The organism is Bartonella sp. B39 (genome assembly GCF_053795145.1).
This window is the reverse complement of sequence record NZ_CP200036.1, coordinates 1,080,234-1,098,696: the sequence shown is the minus strand read 5'-3', so window position 1 is coordinate 1,098,696 and position 18,463 is coordinate 1,080,234. Positions and strand designations below refer to the sequence as shown.

Annotated in this window: 16 protein-coding genes; 14 read left to right on the top strand and 2 right to left on the bottom strand. The window is 38.5% G+C overall.

Annotated elements, in window-relative coordinates; translation table 11 throughout:
* The first annotated feature begins 56 nt into the window (after positions 1 to 56).
* The 8 genes from rpsM (at position 57) to alaS (ending at position 10,032) form a co-directional block, all read left to right on the top strand.
* Positions 57 to 425, top strand: a complete 369-nt coding sequence (gene rpsM / locus V4P57_RS05170; RefSeq protein ID WP_455465541.1) for a 30S ribosomal protein S13 — start codon at positions 57 to 59, stop codon at positions 423 to 425.
* A gap of 121 nt (positions 426 to 546) precedes the next feature.
* A complete protein-coding gene (gene rpsK / locus V4P57_RS05165; RefSeq protein ID WP_455465540.1) occupies positions 547 to 936 on the top strand; it encodes a 30S ribosomal protein S11 in 390 nt (129 codons plus the stop codon).
* A 96-nt stretch (positions 937 to 1,032) separates the two neighbouring features.
* Positions 1,033 to 2,046: a DNA-directed RNA polymerase subunit alpha gene (locus V4P57_RS05160; RefSeq protein ID WP_455465539.1), complete on the top strand. Its 1,014-nt coding sequence runs from the start codon at positions 1,033 to 1,035 to the stop codon at positions 2,044 to 2,046.
* Between the two features lie 24 nt (positions 2,047 to 2,070).
* Positions 2,071 to 2,499 (top strand): 50S ribosomal protein L17, encoded by a 429-nt coding sequence (gene rplQ, locus V4P57_RS05155; protein WP_455465538.1) that lies wholly within the window; start codon positions 2,071 to 2,073, stop codon positions 2,497 to 2,499.
* A gap of 270 nt (positions 2,500 to 2,769) precedes the next feature.
* Positions 2,770 to 4,167 carry a DegQ family serine endoprotease gene (locus V4P57_RS05150; RefSeq protein ID WP_455465537.1) on the top strand — a complete coding sequence of 466 codons (1,398 nt, stop codon included), beginning with the start codon at positions 2,770 to 2,772 and terminating at the stop codon, positions 4,165 to 4,167.
* 8 nt (positions 4,168 to 4,175) lie between these two features.
* Positions 4,176 to 5,495, top strand: a complete 1,320-nt coding sequence (locus tag V4P57_RS05145; RefSeq protein WP_455465536.1) for a replication-associated recombination protein A — start codon at positions 4,176 to 4,178, stop codon at positions 5,493 to 5,495.
* A gap of 621 nt (positions 5,496 to 6,116) precedes the next feature.
* On the top strand, positions 6,117 to 7,160 hold the full coding sequence (gene recA / locus V4P57_RS05140) for a recombinase RecA (RefSeq protein ID WP_455465535.1): 1,044 nt from the start codon (positions 6,117 to 6,119) through the stop codon (positions 7,158 to 7,160).
* Positions 7,161 to 7,368: 208 nt separating this feature from the next.
* Positions 7,369 to 10,032 (top strand): alanine--tRNA ligase, encoded by a 2,664-nt coding sequence (alaS, locus tag V4P57_RS05135; RefSeq protein ID WP_455465534.1) that lies wholly within the window; start codon positions 7,369 to 7,371, stop codon positions 10,030 to 10,032.
* Between the two features lie 87 nt (positions 10,033 to 10,119).
* Here alaS and V4P57_RS05130 read toward each other — a convergent pair whose 3' ends face one another.
* On the bottom strand, positions 10,120 to 11,904 hold the full coding sequence (locus V4P57_RS05130; RefSeq protein ID WP_455465533.1) for a glucan ABC transporter ATP-binding protein/ permease: 1,785 nt from the start codon (positions 11,902 to 11,904) through the stop codon (positions 10,120 to 10,122).
* Between the two features lie 222 nt (positions 11,905 to 12,126).
* Between V4P57_RS05130 and V4P57_RS05125 the strand changes: the two genes are divergently transcribed.
* From V4P57_RS05125 to V4P57_RS05100, 6 genes are all read left to right on the top strand, one after another.
* Complete coding sequence (locus tag V4P57_RS05125; RefSeq protein WP_455465532.1) at positions 12,127 to 13,116, top strand: RluA family pseudouridine synthase; 990 nt, start codon at positions 12,127 to 12,129, stop codon at positions 13,114 to 13,116.
* Positions 13,117 to 14,372: 1,256 nt separating this feature from the next.
* Complete coding sequence (locus tag V4P57_RS05120; RefSeq protein WP_455465531.1) at positions 14,373 to 14,831, top strand: EamA family transporter; 459 nt, start codon at positions 14,373 to 14,375, stop codon at positions 14,829 to 14,831.
* A 948-nt stretch (positions 14,832 to 15,779) separates the two neighbouring features.
* Positions 15,780 to 15,983, top strand: a complete 204-nt coding sequence (locus V4P57_RS05115) for a hypothetical protein (RefSeq protein WP_455465530.1) — start codon at positions 15,780 to 15,782, stop codon at positions 15,981 to 15,983.
* Positions 15,984 to 15,998: 15 nt separating this feature from the next.
* Positions 15,999 to 16,163, top strand: coding sequence for a hypothetical protein (locus tag V4P57_RS05110; protein WP_455465529.1), 165 nt, complete (start codon positions 15,999 to 16,001; stop codon positions 16,161 to 16,163).
* An 82-nt stretch (positions 16,164 to 16,245) separates the two neighbouring features.
* A complete protein-coding gene (locus V4P57_RS05105) occupies positions 16,246 to 16,569 on the top strand; it encodes a hypothetical protein (RefSeq protein WP_455465528.1) in 324 nt (107 codons plus the stop codon).
* A 388-nt stretch (positions 16,570 to 16,957) separates the two neighbouring features.
* A complete protein-coding gene (locus V4P57_RS05100; RefSeq protein WP_455465527.1) occupies positions 16,958 to 17,740 on the top strand; it encodes an ATP12 family chaperone protein in 783 nt (260 codons plus the stop codon).
* Between the two features lie 39 nt (positions 17,741 to 17,779).
* Here V4P57_RS05100 and V4P57_RS05095 read toward each other — a convergent pair whose 3' ends face one another.
* Positions 17,780 to 18,325 carry a hypothetical protein gene (locus tag V4P57_RS05095; protein WP_455465526.1) on the bottom strand — a complete coding sequence of 182 codons (546 nt, stop codon included), beginning with the start codon at positions 18,323 to 18,325 and terminating at the stop codon, positions 17,780 to 17,782.
* Positions 18,326 to 18,463: the final 138 nt, after the last annotated feature.

The following is an 18,463-nucleotide window of genomic DNA, read 5'->3' as shown; positions in this document are numbered from 1 at the left end:
GTAAGGTACATCAGATATTTTATGATAGGCTGTTAACATAATCAAGGAGAGTAGGCGTGGCTCGTATTGCTGGTGTCAATATTCCGACAAATAAGCGTGTAATTGTTGCGCTTCAGTACATTCACGGGATTGGACCAAAATTTGCTCAAGAAATTATTAAAAGGGTTGGTATTCCCATAGGGCGCCGTGTTCATGAGCTTTCTGATGCGGAGGTTTTGCAGATTCGTGAAGCGATAGATCAAGGTTATCAAGTTGAGGGTGATCTTCGCCGTGAAGTCGCTATGAATGTTAAGCGTTTGATGGATCTCGGCTGTTATCGTGGTTTACGTCATCGTCGTTCTTTGCCTGTTCGTGGACAACGGACACATACAAACGCGCGCACGCGTAAGGGACCAGCTCAAGCAATTGCTGGTAAGAAAAAATAAAATTCTTTATTAGAAGGAGAATTTTGTTTTTATTCTATTTCTTGTTTAAAGTTTTTGACAAGAAAAAAGAAGGTGGAGCTGCTGGTGTTACGGCAGTGAGGAGATCGTTGAAAGGAAGATTATGGCCAAGGAAGCCACACGTGTTCGCCGTCGCGAGCGTAAAAATATTTCGTCGGGTATTGTGCATATCAATTCAACATTTAACAATACAATGATTACCATTACTGATGCGCAGGGAAATACGATTGCATGGTCGTCTGCTGGTGCTCAGGGATTTAAGGGATCGCGTAAATCTACACCCTTTGCAGCCCAGGTTGCTGCAGAAGATTGTGCTAGAAAAGCGCAGGAGCATGGTATGCGTTCGTTAGAGGTTGAGGTTTGTGGTCCTGGAGCAGGTCGTGAGTCTGCTTTGCGTGCATTGCAGTCTGTTGGTTTTGTCATTACTTCCATTCGTGATGTAACACCAATTCCTCATAATGGATGTCGTCCGCGAAAGAGACGGCGTGTTTAATTGGGTATTGTTTTTTGTTGTCAGAGTCTTCTCTGATGGTTCACATTGGTCGTTACGATTGAATGGTAGCAAAACTAAAGAACGGGAAATAAAAATATGATCCAGAAAAACTGGCAGGAGCTGATTAAACCCAATAAGGTTGAGTTTTGTACACATGATAATCCAAATGTTTTGAGTGTGGTTGCAGAGCCTCTTGAGCGTGGTTTTGGCTTAACATTGGGGAATGCGCTTCGTCGCGTATTATTGTCATCGCTTCGTGGTGCCGCAATTACTGCTGTGCAGATTGATGGTGTGTTACACGAATTTTCATCAATTCCAGGTGTTCGTGAGGATGTTACGGATATTATTTTGAATATCAAAGAAATTGCGCTTCGTATGGAAGAAGAGGGGCCTAAACGTGTCGTTATTTCTAAAGAGGGGCCTGGTGTTGTGAAGGCTGGAGATATCAGTACTGTTGGGGATATGGAAATTCTAAATCCAGAACATGTAATCTGTACTCTTGATGAAGATGCTGAGATTCGTATGGAATTTATCGTCAATACAGGAAAAGGGTATGTTCCATCTGATCGTAACTGTGTCGATGATGCACGAATAGGCCTTATTCCAGTTGATAGTCTTTATTCACCAATCCGTAAGGTATCTTATAAAGTAGAAAATACACGCGAAGGTCAAGTCTTGGATTATGATAAATTGACGCTCACGATTGAAACAAATGGCGCTGTTAATGGAGAAGATGCTGTTGCTTTTGCGGCACGTATTCTTCAGGATCAGTTATCTTTATTTATTAATTTTGTGGAGCCACAGAAGGAAGTTGTTGAAGAATCTGATTCGGAACTTGCTTTTAATCCTGCCCTTCTTAAAAAAGTTGATGAATTAGAGCTTTCAGTTCGTTCAGCAAATTGTCTTAAAAATGATAATATTGTTTACATTGGTGATCTTATCCAAAAGACAGAGGCTGAAATGCTTCGCACACCGAATTTCGGACGGAAGTCATTAAATGAGATTAAAGAAGTTTTGGCGTGTATGGGATTACATCTTGGTATGGAAATTTCTGCATGGCCGCCTGAAAACATTGATGATCTTGCCAAGCGTTATGAAGATCAATATTAAAATTAAAATTTGAGGAGAAGGTTTATGCGCCATAGTAAGTCAGGTCGCAAGTTGAACCGGACGTCCAGTCACCGTAGAGCGATGTTTGCAAATATGGCGGTTTCGCTGATTGAGCATGAGCAGATTGTGACAACGCTTCCAAAGGCTAAGGAAATTCGTCCTATCGTTGAAAAGTTGGTTACGCTTGGTAAGCGTGGAGGCTTGCATGCGCGTCGACAAGCAATTGCAGCACTTCGTGATGCGGGAAAGGTTGCAAAGTTATTTGATACACTTGCGCCACGTTATGCAACGCGCAACGGTGGGTATTTGCGTATTATGAAAGCAGGGTTTCGTACCGGTGATAATGCTCCCATGGCTGTTATTGAGTTTGTTGATCGTGATGTCGATGCGAAGGGTGCTGTAGATCATGCGCGTACGGAAAATTCTGCAAATGAAAAGGGAGCTTCCTCATAAAGTATTTTTTTCTTTTGGATTTCAAAGAGCCGCTTTTCTAGAGCGGTTTTTTTACGTGCGTTTCACAATCAGTTTTGTTCCAAGAGACAAATGTGGAGGGAAGGTTACAAAATATTGGATTATTTTATTTTTATAATATCTATTGCCCAAATAAGTTGTTTTTATTCTTAATTATAAATATTAGTAAAAATTCTGGGGTTATGAAAGATGAGAGGATTTCTTATCCTTCTTAATATTTAAAGAGTGGGTTAGTCTTTTAAGGAGCGAGTTATGAGGAATTTTTTTTTGGTGGGGCTTTTTTTTGTGATTGTTGCACAGATATCGCTTCATTGTGCTTATGCTGAAATTCCGCAAACACAAAAAGAAATCACTCTTTCATTTGCTCCTTTAGTTAAAAAGACTATTCCATCTGTTGTAAATATTTATGCAGCACGGCAAATTAGAGCGCGTTCACCTTTTGAAGGAGATCCATTTTTTGAGAAATTTTTTGGTCGTTTTCAAAATAACCGACCTTTACGTACGCAATCGTCATTAGGATCTGGAGTGATTGTTGATGTGCGTGGTTTGGTCGTCACAAATTACCACGTTATTAAGGATGCAAGTGAAATTAAAGTTGCTCTTTCTGATGGGCGGGAATTTGAGAGTAAGGTCATGCTTAAAGATGAAGCTACTGATATTGCTGTGCTTGAAATTGATGCACAGGGTGGGCGATTTCCTATTCTTCCTTTAGGAGATTCTGATACAGTTGAAGTTGGTGATCTTGTTCTTGCAATTGGGAATCCTTTTGGTGTTGGTCAAACGGTTACCAGTGGTATTGTTTCGGCGCAAGCGCGTACACGTGTTGGTATTTCTGATTTTGACTTTTTTATTCAAACAGATGCTGCCATTAATCCAGGAAACTCTGGTGGAGCTTTAATTGATATGAAAGGACAATTAATAGGGATTAATACAGCTATTTATTCACGCTCAGGTGGTTCTGTAGGGATTGGTTTTGCTATTCCGGCAAATCTTGTAAGAGTGATGCTTGATACCGTTAAACGCGGTAAAAAGTATTTTGTACCTCCTTATATTGGGGCATCTTTCCAAAGTGTTACACCTGACATTGCTGGTGGGTTAGGTCTAAATCGTCCCTATGGTGCTCTTGTCATCGAAGTTAATAAAGATAGTCCTGCTGAAAAAGCTGGTTTAAAAATAGGCGATGTTATTTTGAGTGTGCAAGGGATAAGAATTGATAGCCCAGATGGTCTTGGATATCGTTTGATGACAGCTAGTATTGGGGATAGCTTTGTCTTAGAATATTTACGAAGTGGAAAAACTTTCAAGACGAAAATATTCATTTCATCAATACCAGAATCAGCATTTTCAAAATCGGAAAAAATTATTGGTGAAAACCCTTTTTCTGGTGCTGAGGTTTTGGATTTAACACCACAAAATAGTAGACGTTTTCATCTTCCAGCGTCCGCAAAAGGTGTTGTGATTATTAATATTGATGAAATGAGTATTGCAGCGGGAATTTTTCGCTCTGGAGATATCTTGCGTGTTGTTAATGGCCATAAAATTCAAACAGTTGGTCAGTTAAAAGAGATTCTTATACAACAAGGTCGCTCAAATATATGGCAATTGGAATATGAGCGTGATGGTATGTATATTCGCCAGTTTATTCGCTGAGGTTTTTTTTGAATAAAGGTTTTTTTGCTTCATCGTTTGATTTTCAAGTTAATAAAAATCGGCCGCTTGCAGAAAGAATGCGTCCTCGTTGTCTCAAGGATGTAATGGGACAAGATCACTTGGTTGGAGAAGAGGGCGTGCTTTCGCGTATGGTTGCCGCTGGTTCAATTGGTTCGATGATTTTTTGGGGTCCTCCAGGAACAGGAAAAACAACGGTTGCGCGCTTGTTAGCACTTGAAACAGATTTCGTTTTTGAGCAAATTTCTGCTATTTTTACCGGAGTTTCTGAACTTAAAAAGATTTTTGAAAGTGCTCAGACTCGTTTTATGTCTAGATGTCGAACACTTTTGTTTGTGGATGAAATTCATCGTTTTAATCGTGCACAGCAGGATAGTTTTCTTCCTGTTATGGAAGATGGTACTATAATTCTTATTGGTGCAACGACGGAGAATCCTTCATTTGAACTTAATGCTGCTCTTCTTTCTCGTGCGCGTGTTTTGACGTTTCTTCCCCATGACAGTGAAAGTTTGAGCATGCTTTTAAAACGTGCTGAAGAAGTGGAGGGAAAGCTTCTTCCCTTAGATAATGATGCCAGAGATGTTTTGATAGGGATGTCTGATGGTGATGCACGGGCAGCGTTAACATTGGCAGAGGAAGTTTGGTGTGTCGCGCGAGCGGGAGAGATATTTGATGCTGTAGCTTTGCAAAAGATTATTCAGCGTCGTGCCCCAATTTATGATAAAGGGCGGGATGGTCATTATAATCTCATTTCAGCGTTACATAAATCAGTTCGTGGATCTGATCCTGATGCTGCGCTTTATTATTTGGCACGTATGTTAGATGCGGGGGAAGATCCTCTCTATATTGGGCGAAGATTGGTCCGTATGGCTGTTGAAGATATCGGTTTGGCAGATCCGCAAGCTCTTGTCATTTGTAATGCGGCAAAAGATGCTTATGATTATTTAGGGTCACCTGAGGGAGAACTGGCTTTGGCTCAGGCATGTCTTTATGTTGCAACTGCGCCAAAATCGAATGCAACATATCTCGCATATAAGGCAGCACTGTGTTGTGCACGCAAAAATGGTTCTTTGCCTCCTCCACAGCATATCCTCAATGCGTCTACAAAATTTATGAAGGAAGAAGGATATGGGCATGGTTATCGTTATGATCATGATGAACCAGATGCTTTTTCTGGGCAAGAATATTTTCCTGAAAAACTTGGGCGCCAGATCTATTATCAACCACGAGAACGCGGTTTTGAGCGTGAGATTATAAAGCGTCTTGAGTGGTGGAAAAAATTGCGCAAAAAACGAGGCAATCAAACATAAAATTTTAATTGAAATAAGATTTTTTATTATTCTTGAACTGATTTTACATCAGTTATAAGATTGAAATTTTATAAATAATCGGATGCAATGCTTCAAAAGCTTATTATTTTTAGAGCGATTTTTTTTCTTTTTTATCTAAGAAAAATTTCCCAATATGCTTAAAACTCAATTTTAAGAAATGTTGATTTAATTATGCTTCGTAGGCTTCTTTGTAATTATGATTTTAGTTGTGCGGTGTTCTGTTATTTTGATTGATAGCAAGTTTTTCTGTTCTCAAGAGCAGAGGATTCACTAAGAGCTGTGATTTTTTTGGTGCTTATAGAAAAGGATCAGAAGGGTTTGTGTATAAAGCATTGTATTGAAATTTAAATTGTTTCTTTTCTGAAGAAGAGATGCAAACATACTAAATTTCTCTCCTTTATAGAAAGGTATTTTATTGAAGTGTATTTGTATTGTAAGATAAAAGGGTAGCTTTTACGCATTTTTGTGAGATATTGTGGACATCATATCATGATAGAAATAGAAATAGTCTGTGAGAATCTTAACTCAGGGCTTTGGTTAAGTTAAAAGAACAGTGTACACTAGATATTAAATTGTTATGAATCGGTCAGGGATATAATCGTGGATAAAACAAAAGCACTCGATGCTGCGCTCTCACAAATTGAACGTTCTTTCGGTAAAGGCTCGATTATGCGTCTTGGGCAAAAAGAGCAGGTTGTTGAAATTGAAACAATCCCAACAGGTTCGTTATCCTTGGATATTGCTTTGGGTGTTGGTGGATTACCGAAAGGGCGTATTGTTGAGATTTATGGACCAGAAAGTTCTGGAAAGACAACACTAGCTCTTCATGCCATTGCTGAGGCACAGAAAATTGGTGGAATTTGTGCTTTTATTGATGCAGAGCATGCTCTTGACCCCATTTATGCACGTAAGCTTGGTGTTGATTTAGAAAATTTGTTCATTTCTCAGCCCGATACTGGTGAACAGGCGTTGGAAATTACAGAAACACTTGTTCGCTCTGGTGCAGTTGATGTTCTGGTTGTTGATTCCGTGGCGGCTTTGACGCCACGGGCGGAAATTGATGGTGAAATGGGGGATGCTTTACCCGGATTGCAAGCTCGATTAATGAGTAAAGCGTTACGAAAATTAACAGCAGCGATTTTTCGCTCTAACTGTATGGTTGTTTTTATTAATCAAATTCGCATGAAAATCGGTGTGATGTTTGGTTCTCCCGAAACGACAACAGGTGGAAACGCTTTAAAGTTTTATGCTTCTGTTCGTTTAGATATTCGCCGCATTGGGTCCATTAAAGATAGGGATGCAATCGTTGGTAATCAGACGCGCGTTAAAGTAGTTAAGAATAAATTGGCACCTCCATTCAAACAGGTTGAGTTTGATATTATTTATGGTGAAGGTATTTCCAAAGTAGGCGAATTGATTGATTTGGGTGTTAAAGTTGGCATTGTGGAAAAATCTGGTGCATGGTTTTCTTATAATTCTCAGCGTTTGGGACAGGGGCGTGAGAATGCAAAGCAGTTTTTGCGTGAACATGCGGAAATAGCTGCTGAGATTGAAGCAGCTTTGCGCCAAAATGCTGGTTTGATTGCAATTGAACTGCTAGAAAATGCAGGGTCAGAAAATACAGAAAGCGATGAAACGATGTGATGGATTGCTTGTTTAACAGCCATTCATTCATTTGAAATCTTTCTATTTTTATTTAAAAATTTAACGTATTGAGACCATTTACTTTTCGATTTTATTGAAAAAGCATTCCACTTTTTGATTAAATTGACTCTACGAGTGCAGCAAAGAGGATATTTAATGAGGCGGATTTTGCTTTTATGGTTTTGCGCTGTACTCTACAGGTGACGATATGAATAGTGTTAATAGTATACGGTCAACTTTTCTGGATTTTTTTCATCTTAATGGACATAAAGTTCTTTCTTCTAGCCCTCTTGTTCCGCGTAATGATCCTACACTCATGTTTACAAATGCTGGAATGGTGCAGTTTAAAAATGTTTTTACTGGACTTGAACAGCCCCCTTATAAGCAGGCAGCAACGGCACAAAAATGTGTCCGGGCCGGTGGAAAGCATAACGATCTTGATAATGTTGGCTATACGGCACGCCATCATACATTTTTTGAAATGTTGGGTAATTTTTCTTTTGGTGATTATTTCAAAGAAGAAGCTATTTTTTTGGCATGGAATCTTTTAACAAAAGAATTTTGTCTTCCAAAAGAGAAATTGTTGGTGACAGTTTATCATAGTGATGATGTTGCTGCTGAACTTTGGCGTAGAATTTCAGGTCTTCCTGATGAAAAAATTATCCGTATTGCGACGACTGATAATTTTTGGGCGATGGGGGATGTTGGTCCTTGTGGTCCTTGTTCGGAGATTTTTTATGATCATGGTGATAAAATCTGGGGAGGGCCACCTGGAAGTGCTAATGAGGATGGTGATCGCTTTGTTGAGATTTGGAATCTGGTCTTCATGCAGTATGAGCAGGTAAGTAAGGCAGAGCGTATTGAATTGCCTCATCCTTCTATTGATACAGGTATGGGATTAGAGCGTATTGCTGCTGTTTTACAGGGCGTTCGTGATAATTATGATATTGATCTTTTTCGTGCACTAATCAGTGTATCACAAGAGATAACAGGTGTTGAAGCAACGGATGATTTTGTTGCGAGCCATCGCGTGATTGCTGATCATCTCCGCTCATGTGCATTTTTGATTGCTGATGGTATTCTTCCTTCTAATGAAGGACGGGGATATGTTTTACGTCGTATTATGCGTCGTGCTATGCGGCATGCGCATCTTCTTGGTGCTAAAGAGCCGTTGATGTGGCGTCTTTTGCCCGCTTTAATTTGCGAAATGGGACAAGCCTATCCTGAATTGGTGCGTGCTGAATCTTTGATTTCAGAGACTTTAAGGTTAGAAGAAACACGGTTTCGTAAAACTCTTGAACGAGGACTCGGTTTGTTGAATGAAGCAAGCAGCAATCTTCAAGAAGGGGATCATTTTAATGGTGAAGTTGCCTTCAAGCTTTATGATACCTATGGTTTTCCGCTTGATTTAACGCAGGATGTTTTGCGGCGTCGTGGAATATCTGTTGATGTTGATACCTTTGATAAAGCGATGGAGCGTCAAAAAGAGGAAGCGCGTGCCAATTGGTCTGGTTCTGGGGAAGCTGTAACAGAAAAGATCTGGTTTTTTGTTCGTGATAAAGTGGGGGCTACGGAATTTTTGGGTTATGGAACAGAGACGACTAAAGGCATTCTTACAGCTCTTGTGTGTGATGATAAACTGGTTGATCATATTTCTTCAGGTCAGAAAGCTATGCTTGTTGTCAATCAGACACCTTTTTATGGTGAATCTGGTGGGCAAATTGGTGATAGCGGTATCATTTCTGGTAAAAATTTTATTTTTGAGGTGCATGATACCCAAAGAAAAGGTGATGGTGTTTTTATCCATATTGGGGAGGTGAAATGTGGTCAGGCATCGAGGTCTGATTGTGTAGATTTAACAGTTGATGTTATTCGTCGTAAGAAAATCTGTGCGAATCATTCTGCTACCCATTTATTACATGAAGCTTTGCGTCAAGTTTTGGGATCTCATGTTACACAAAAAGGTTCTTTGGTATCGCCAGATCGGTTACGTTTTGATTTTTCTCATCCAAAATCCGTTTCACCAGAAGAATTGAAAAAAATAGAAGATTTAGCAAATGATATTGTTTTGCAAAATAGTGAGGTAACAACACAACTTATGCCCGTGGATGATGCCATTTCTGAAGGGGCAATGGCGTTGTTCGGTGAAAAATATGGTGATGAAGTTCGCGTTGTTTCTATGGGAAATCAGCTTGAACTAGGGAAACTAAAGAAGAATTGGTCAATTGAGCTTTGTGGCGGCACACATGTGAAGAGAACAGGGGATATTGGTTTAATTCATATTGTTTCTGAAAGCTCTGTGGCGGCTGGAGTTCGTCGTATCGAAGCTTTAACAGGGAAAGCTGCACGCCTCCATCTAAACCGCCAAGATGAGCGAATCCATGAAATTGCTAATCTTTTAAAAACTTCTTCTGCTGATATAGAAGAACGTGTTCGGATTCTACTTGATGATCGTCGTAAACTTGACAAAGAATTGAATGATGCACGCAAGAAAATTGCTTTGAATGGTGGGGATATGAAAAATGGTCAAGAAGATATTACCGTCATCAATGGTATTTCTTTTATGGGGCGTGTTATGAGAAATATTTCACCACGGGATTTGAAAGCATTTGTGGATTCTGGAAAGAAGCAGATTGGATCTGGAGTAGTCGTTTTCATCTGTGTTTCAGAGGATGGCAAGGGGAGTGCTGCTGTTGGCGTTACTGATGATTTGACGGATAAGTTGAATGCTGTTGATTTGGTGCGTATTGTTTCAGGTATTCTTGGTGGTCAAGGTGGTGGTGGTCGTCCTGACATGGCGCAAGCTGGTGGACCTGAAGGGAATAAGGCTAATGAAGCACTTGCAGCGTTAAAAGCTTTTCTTGAAGGATAATTTCTGATTTATTATTCGGTTACTTAGCTTCGAGATTTTTTAAAGAGAGGGGATTTACACCTCTTTCTTCAAGGTGGAGCGTTTATTTTATGACGCCATGGCTTCATGTAATGAAAACACATTTTCATCTTCTCCTATTGCTGGTTGCTCGATTGTTAAACCGCTAGCTTTTAAGAGTTTGTAGAAGCGTCCGCCTTTATTTATCAGTTCTTGAAAGCTTCCTTTTTCAATTAAGTGACCATGTTCTAGAAAGAGCACAAGATCAGCATTGCGTATTGTCGAAAGGCGATGTGCTATAATAAAAGTAGTGCGGTTGTGACTTATACTTTCAAGGGCATCTTTAACGCGTGCCTCTGTTTCGACGTCAAGAGCACTGGTTGCTTCATCTAGAATGAGGATGGGTGCATTTTTTAAAACAGCGCGCGCAATTGCTAAGCGTTGTTTTTCTCCACCTGACAGTTGAGAACCTCGCTCGCCGACTATTGTGTCATAACGATTGTTTTTTTTCAAAATAAAATCATGGGCTGCTGCTATTTTTGCTGCTTCATAAAGTTCCTCACCTGTTGCAGTCGCTCTTCCTATCGAGATGTTGTCGTGAATAGTTCGATTGAAAAGGCCGGCGTCTTGAAATACTGTTGCTAAAGATTTGCGTAAAGATTCGCGATTAACAGAGCGTATATTTATTCCATCAATGGAGATATGTCCAAATGTGGGGTCATACACGCGTTGCAACAAGTTTATTAATGTTGTTTTTCCTGCACCTGTTGGTCCTACAATTGCAACGGTTTGCCCTGCCTTAATTTCAAATGAAATGTCAAAAAGACCTTGAGAAGAATTTGGAAATTTATAGGTAACGTGATGAAATTGTATTGCACCCTTAACATTTTGGAGGGAAGGAAAGCTTTCAGGTTCGTTAATATGAAAGGTTGAGTCTTCCATTTCAAAGAATTCTTGTAGTTTTGCTTGTGAAGACGCCGCTAAATTAATAAAATTGCTCATTTGATCTAGACGACTAATCATTAATTGTGCAAATCCGACAAAAGCAACAACTTCACCCATACGTAATTGGCCTTTTGCTACAAAAAATGCTCCAAGCAAAAAGACACATACTATTGAAACGGTTGAAGCCATTCGGTTTAAGCCACTTGCCAGCGCCCACCAATTAAGAACAGGGTTTTGTGCTTGAAGAAGATCGTTTGTATGTTGTTTCAGTGTTAAAGTTTCTTCCTTTATTCGGTTATAGCTTTGTACAATGGAAACGTTAGAGATTGAATCACTGACATGTTTACACACATTATGGTGATAGCATTCTACAGCGGCTTGTCCGTCTTTTGTTTTTCGCATTACTAGACGTGCAATTAATAGATAGATGATGGCGAGAACAACCAAGACTGTTGAAAGGCGCCAATTCATGTTAAAGGATATGGGGATGAGAGCCAATAACGCCACAAAAGTTGAGAGATGTTGACGCATAAAATCAAGCCATATGGTTGACATGGAGTCTATGGCGCGCAAGAGTGTGTGAAGGGCGTTAGAGGTTCCACGCTGTTGGTGCCAAATTAGGGGCATGGCAATAATACGCTCAAAGGATTCCGTTAAAACAGTTAAACGGCGCCTATGTGCTAAGCGATCAGCTCCACGGGCAACAAGAACATAAGCAATAATATTAGAGAGTCCGAAACATACCCAAATCGTGAGAGTCAGAACAATATCTGACTTTTCAGCAATGGAATCAATGACGTGTCCAAATAAAATAGGTTCTGCAATGGTGATAACAGCCAATACAACATTAGCGGTACAGATTAAAACAGATGTCTTTTTTTCTCTGCTCAGATAGTTGAGAACACGTGCATAAATTTTGAATAAGGACACAGATAATATCTCCAATGGCTACCGCAAGTATACAGGGCTATAATTTTCGTAAATCTAATCTTTGAGCTAATAAAATTTAAACAATAAGAAAATGCAATTTTGGATACGAATTGTAATGTGGTGTGATAAAGCCAATTCTAGAAGATATGGATTTTTGTGTTTATAAAGATGAAGTATAAAAACTGGTAAATAAAATTAAATTATATTGGCAAGGGTACTTTCATGGTCGGCGTAGAAGTAAAAAAGGTTGTGACAGATGAAAACGGAATGCGCTTAGATCGCTGGTTTAAAGTGCATTATCCAGGACTCGGGTTTGGGCATTTACAAAAGTTGCTACGTTCTGGTCAGATACGGGTTAATGGTGGACGTGTTAAAGCCGATACGCGTCTTTTAGTGGGGCAATCTGTTCGTGTGCCGCCTCTGCCTGTTAATGACAAGGAGAGTTTTCCTGTAACGGATAAAACACTCCGTGGACAGGATGATGAGTCCGTTTTAAAAAAAATGCTGCTCTATGAAGATTCAAAGATTTTTGTTTTTAATAAACCTGCAGGTTTATCTGTACAAGGTGGCTCTGGCTTGACTCGCCATGTTGATAGTATGCTCGAGGTTTGGCGCAATAAAAAAGGTGAAAAACCACGTTTGGTTCATCGTCTTGATCGTGAAACATCGGGTGTGCTCGTTGTTGCTCGATCAAGAGGGGCTGCACAGGCTTTAACTGCTGCTTTTAGGGCGCGGGAAACAAAAAAAACTTATTGGGCATTGGTACGAGGTGTTCCTAGAAAAAAACAGGATAAAATTTCAACATGGATGGTCAAGGAAGTAACCGAGCAGGGTGATAAAATGCGTGTTTGTGAACATGGGGAACCAGATTCTAACCATGCAGTTTCCTACTATCGCGTTTTAGATACTAGAGGGAAAACTCTTTCGTGGCTTGAAATGGAACCTTATACGGGGAGAACACATCAGCTGCGTGTGCATGCTGCCCATATAGATCACCCTATCATTGGCGATTCAAAATATTTTTTTTCTGATAGTAATTGGGAATTACCAGGGGGAATTCAAAACCGGCTTCACCTTCATGCACGTCGTATTCGTATTCCTCATCCTTCAGGAGGGTTATTGAATGTTGTCGCACCTTTGCCTCCTCATATGGTACAAAGCTTTAATCTTTTGGCTTTTAATGAGAATGATGGAGAAGCAGAAATGGAATAAGAGAAAAACTTTTACAGTTTGTTCTTTTTGATTTGTGCAAATTTTGTATGATTTAGTAAGGTGTAGTATAATTTGTTATGAAGAGGGCTTTTGCTAAGCTGCCCACCATTACAAATTATGTTTTTTGGTTATGAATTTGGCGAATATCATTTACAATTTTTCTACAGTTTCTTTATCCTATTATGCCGTAAAACACTACCGTTTAGGGCTTGATATCAGGCGGAGGAAACTTTGTGCAGAGGGGATGGATATGTTAAACGAATGAGTGAGGCACCCTTGCGGATATTTAGTAAGGTAGGATGGTGAGTAAAATGCACTGCTCCATAGTCTTTTGGGTGATCGAGCATTTTTCTTCTTTAACATTCTGTTAGAAACACCTTATAAGCTGTTGACGAGTATAGATATTGCTACTTTAAGTAAGTATTTAATTTGATCAATATAATGAGCCAACGGAAATAAACGCTCCCTCAAAATAGGAAAACATAGTCTCAATTTTTTATACTTTTTGTTAAGGCAGAATTATAATTTAAATTTGCATTCACATATATTGTTTAAAATACCAATTTGAAGTACAGATACCAAAAATAAAAACTCGATCCATTGTTGTTCATTCTATTCTGCATATTTTAGCAATTCAGTCACATAATTTAAAGAATAGAGATTGTGCAGTTTGAAAAGAATACTTTTATCTATGCAATTACCCCTGCGGATACTAACTGTGTAGATTCTGCTCAATGATGTTTTGACAATCATAATCAAAATATTTCTTCCGCACGTAATAACTTTGATAAAATTAAAACTGTAGCTACTGGTCTTGTTCCGCAGTTTCTTCTTCTAGAAAAAACTAAAGTGGACTTAATTACAGTGCGTATTATGCTATAAAATCGTTCAAAGTTTTGGGAAGAAGTATTTGATTTTGTTCTATTAGAACGCATATTTCGTTATCCAAAAGGTTCTGGTCAGCATATGACGTTCGATGTTGGTACAGGTATCTTACTTTTTGAAATATTGATGTGTAACAAAGCATTGATTGAAATGGGGTGAAGTTATTTTCAATCTGATTTGGAGCGTCTTAAAGAAGTAATATCATTGATAATCGTAGATATAGAAGTACTTGAAGCATTGGATAATGACGCTTATTTAGCAGGTGCTAAAGATTATATCCAAAATAACCTTTAGAAACCAAAAACCCCAAAGTCATGATTTAATTTTTCAACATCATATTATGCGCGGCGAGTGATTGGAGGGTTAAATCATTGAGTTTTTTAAAAGGACGGTTATTATTATTTACTTTTACCATTCTAGCGCTGTTTTCTATAGGTTGGTTATTATCTAAGAATTTGGTTAGCAGTATACCGGTAGTACATGCAATTGAACTTAGGTTATGTGCTACTGCTGCGGCCTTATGGTTGATCGCAGTATTTCGTGAGAAAGCCGTTTTAAAATCATTACCATTGCTTGCAATGATACCTTCTTTTTTAATTCTATTAGTGTTAGGATTCTCGCTGTATTTTGTATGCAGCTTCGGTGCCTTAAAGTCGCTCAAAGCCAGTGATTTAATTATGGTGCTCGCTACTATTTCAGGTATTACCTATATATTGGATGCGCTGACTAATGGCCTTGAGGTCTCATGGATGAAGCTTAGCGGTGTGATAATTGTTAGTGTAGCAGCTGTAGCATTCAATATAAACAGGAGGGTAGATATTATAGTCTGATAGGGATAGGTCTTGCTTTAACAGCAGTACTTTACTTACTCTCTTTATGATTTTTTTAAACAGTATCCCAAAAATTTACCTTTACTAACCGCACTGGCTTGGATTACTATAATTTCTGCAGCATCATTTATACCATTATTCATTTTTTATTCTTCCCCACTGTTACATATTTAAGTTATAAGACATGTTTAACATATTGATTTTAAAATATTTTTATCGTAACCAGGTTACGTATTGCAGCAAAAAGTTTTAGCCGAAGGAGGCATATTATACGCCAATACTATCGGTGTATCAGCTCTTTTTGCAGTCGTAGCATGTGAATGGGTAACCGACTTGAGCACCTCTCTAAGCGCTATCAAAATAATTGCTATGATTGTCAGTTGTTATAGAAATGATACTCTTACTTATAGATGCATCAAAAGTATCTGGATGGCAACTGAAACACCGTTCCAAAAATTCTAAATTATAAGGGAAAGAACTGGCGTTAGTGTGTCAGCGTAATGCAAAAATACCCTTTATATTTGAAGCTGCAAAAGCAGCTAACATCGAATTAGTAATGATTTATGATATCGCTGAAAATGCACCTATTCAGCTACATGCAGCAGTAATTTCAACTTGGTAATTTCCTGTTTTTGATAATCTAGAGTTAGCTCTAGATGCTTTTGCAGTCGGAGTGAAAGAATGCAATATTGGTGGGATTGTGATTCTTTGCAAAGAAGTCACCATACGGACAGCTTTAGCTGCAAAAAAATCAATACTTCCAGTATTGAGCTAAAAGTAGCGGCATTGACCCGAAACAAATATGTAATGCGTCAAGCTTTTGCTAAAGCAGGGCTGAGAACATCAAGATTTTTTTATGTAGATAATCCGGAAATTTATCATAAGCCCATGCTTTAGGCTGTCTGCTAGTCATTAAACCCATTTTTGGAGCTAGGTAGTATAGGCATAATGTTAGCTAAAAGTTCTGAAAAATTTCCTGATCTCATCAAAGCGGTATGGAATGTTCAGTATAAAGATATGGCACGTTTCAACTATAACAATAAATCTGTAGGGTTAGTAGTAGAACAATATTTACCAGGAAAAGAGTTTGTTACGGAATGCTTTGTCGATACAGCAGGTGTGCATATTTTGGCCGTTGGAGATAAGGAATAGCCTGAAGAACCATGGTTGGAAGAAACAATTTATCGTAAACGCTGTGATATAGATGATCCTTTAATTATTGCTTTATGTGAGGCTGTATGTTCTGGGATTAAAGCTCTTGGTATAAACATGGGAGCTGCCCATGTAGAGTTACGCTTAGATACTAATAACTTACCTTATGTATGTAATTGAGATTGGCGCTCGTATAGGTGAGTCAGGTGTTTACCATTTTAATGTGGAGCAATGTACAGGAATTTTATTTGGAAAACTATGTATGAACGCTGCTTTAGCCGAACAAAGCTTAGAACTTCCCGATGTACTTCCAGCTGAAAAAGTAGCGGCAAATTACATTATTCCTCTTCGTGGTCATGGAAGGTTTTCTGAATTTTCAGGCCTAGATAAGGTTGCACAGAATCCACTAACTGCTAGAATTATCATTTTCTTTGAAACCGATCATATTTCACCACCTCCACCAGCATACAGTGGATATCCTGGTTTCATTTTCTCTGTTTATACCTCAAACGAAGAAGTCCGCGATTATCATAAATGGCTTGATGAAACCTTCAGCATCATATGGAAAGGCCACGTTTATCAATAGCTCAATAGATATATTTCCTCTTACCCTTTAACTTTGATATAAATCTTATTGATACAGACAGAGCCCTAATGCGGTTTTCTAAAATTTCGCAAACACTTTGGGCAGCAATGGTGGAATGGAAAATTTCTTCAAATTCAACATATTAGGTTTTTAAATCAAGACAAATATTTAAAAAATATTTTAACAGTTGTTGCTGAATATAAACAAGGCATTCACCATTGTCTTGTTTGTAAAAAAGACATGAAATATACTCTTAAATCAGATTGATGCTGGTAAAATTTTTCCTTCTTTAGGCGGAAAAGGAGGTCAAATTAAACCTCATTGAAATACACAAAAACTTGAACAATCAGTTGATTTTTGAAAATATCAGAGGAAAACGTTAAATAATATGCGTGAAATTTTGCATCATTTTAATAGGCCATTGAGTAAAAATAACTCCGTTCAGAAGGACCAGAATCTTTCATGCCAGTTACTCCCTAGACGATTTTATAAAGAAGTGAAGATCGCTTGCGAAGAGAGGGGATTTTCTCTCTTATTGGATGGATGTCCAGTCAAAACGCCGGCAAGACGGCCTTTTCTTGTGCCAAAAGAAGCATGTGCTGTATTAGTAGCAAAGGAGTTTGAAAGCCAAAAACAAGTTATTGATCCACTAAAAATGCCAATTACGCGCCTTATTAATACTGTTATTGATGGCGTAGCTGACGATATGCAAGTTATTTTCGAGGATTTATTGCGTTTTGTTGCATGTGATATGATTTTTTATCGTGCACAAACACCGAAAGAGCTCGTGCAACGACAATGTGAACAGTGGGATCCATTACTTGATTGGGCAGAAGAAAAACTTGACGCACGTTTTCATTTGACACAAGGCCTTATGCATATTGAACAACCGTGGGAAGCCATTCAAGCGGTGAGTCATTATTTGCGCAAAGTGGAGTCGCCTTATATTCTTGCCGCGCTTCATATGATGACAACTTTAACAGGATCAGCTCTTATTGCTCTTGCTTTTACCGCTGGAAAAATTGATGCAGATCATGCTTTTGATATTGCACATTTAGATGAAGATTGGATGATAGAACAATGGGGCATTGATGAGGAAGCCATAGCACGCCGTGATCACAAGAAAACTGAATTTAATGCTGCTGCTACAATTATTACAACTTGTTTTTAAAGAAAAATTTCCTTTTATTTATGTACACATTTTTTCCAATCATAGTATTTTTGTGATTTTCTGGGGATTAACTTTTATTTTTTCAAGTCCAGGAAATGCTTCAGTGGTTATGTTTAAGATTGCTTCGTCGTTCCCACGGATAAAATACCACTGGTTATTATAAAAAAGGGCAATAACCTCAGTTTGAATAGAGCATTTTTTCCCAGCATTTGTTGCGGTTACAAATTCTACAGGTATAACAAAATAAGGAATACCATTATCAAGCTTGCCTTCACGTTTTTGTTTTTGGTCAATGTGAATACTTTCAATTTTATAATTTTCTGCCAATTGTTCTATTTGTTTTTTCATGATTTGTTGGAATTGTGGTTTGCTGAGATTTTTTTTGGCAGTTAAACTATTGATGATTTGGGGAGGGATAGCATTTAAGATGGCATTTGCATCAGCATTTTTAATCGCTTTGCTGTAAGCAAAAGCTGCTTTTTCAAGGGTTATAAGTTTTTGACCTGCAATTGTATAAGCTTGGGTTGTTGATAGAATAAAAGCAATACATAAAAGAATGGGAGAAAGGGGACGAATTCGCAGCATTACAAGCCTTTTTAATTGATTTGAATGGATTCAACTAAACTTATAAAGGAAAAGCACACGAGCAAAAAGTCACTTATGCTCGTGGATGAGGAGAATATCCACAAAAATGGAGGTTAATACCTCCATTTTTAAATCAAA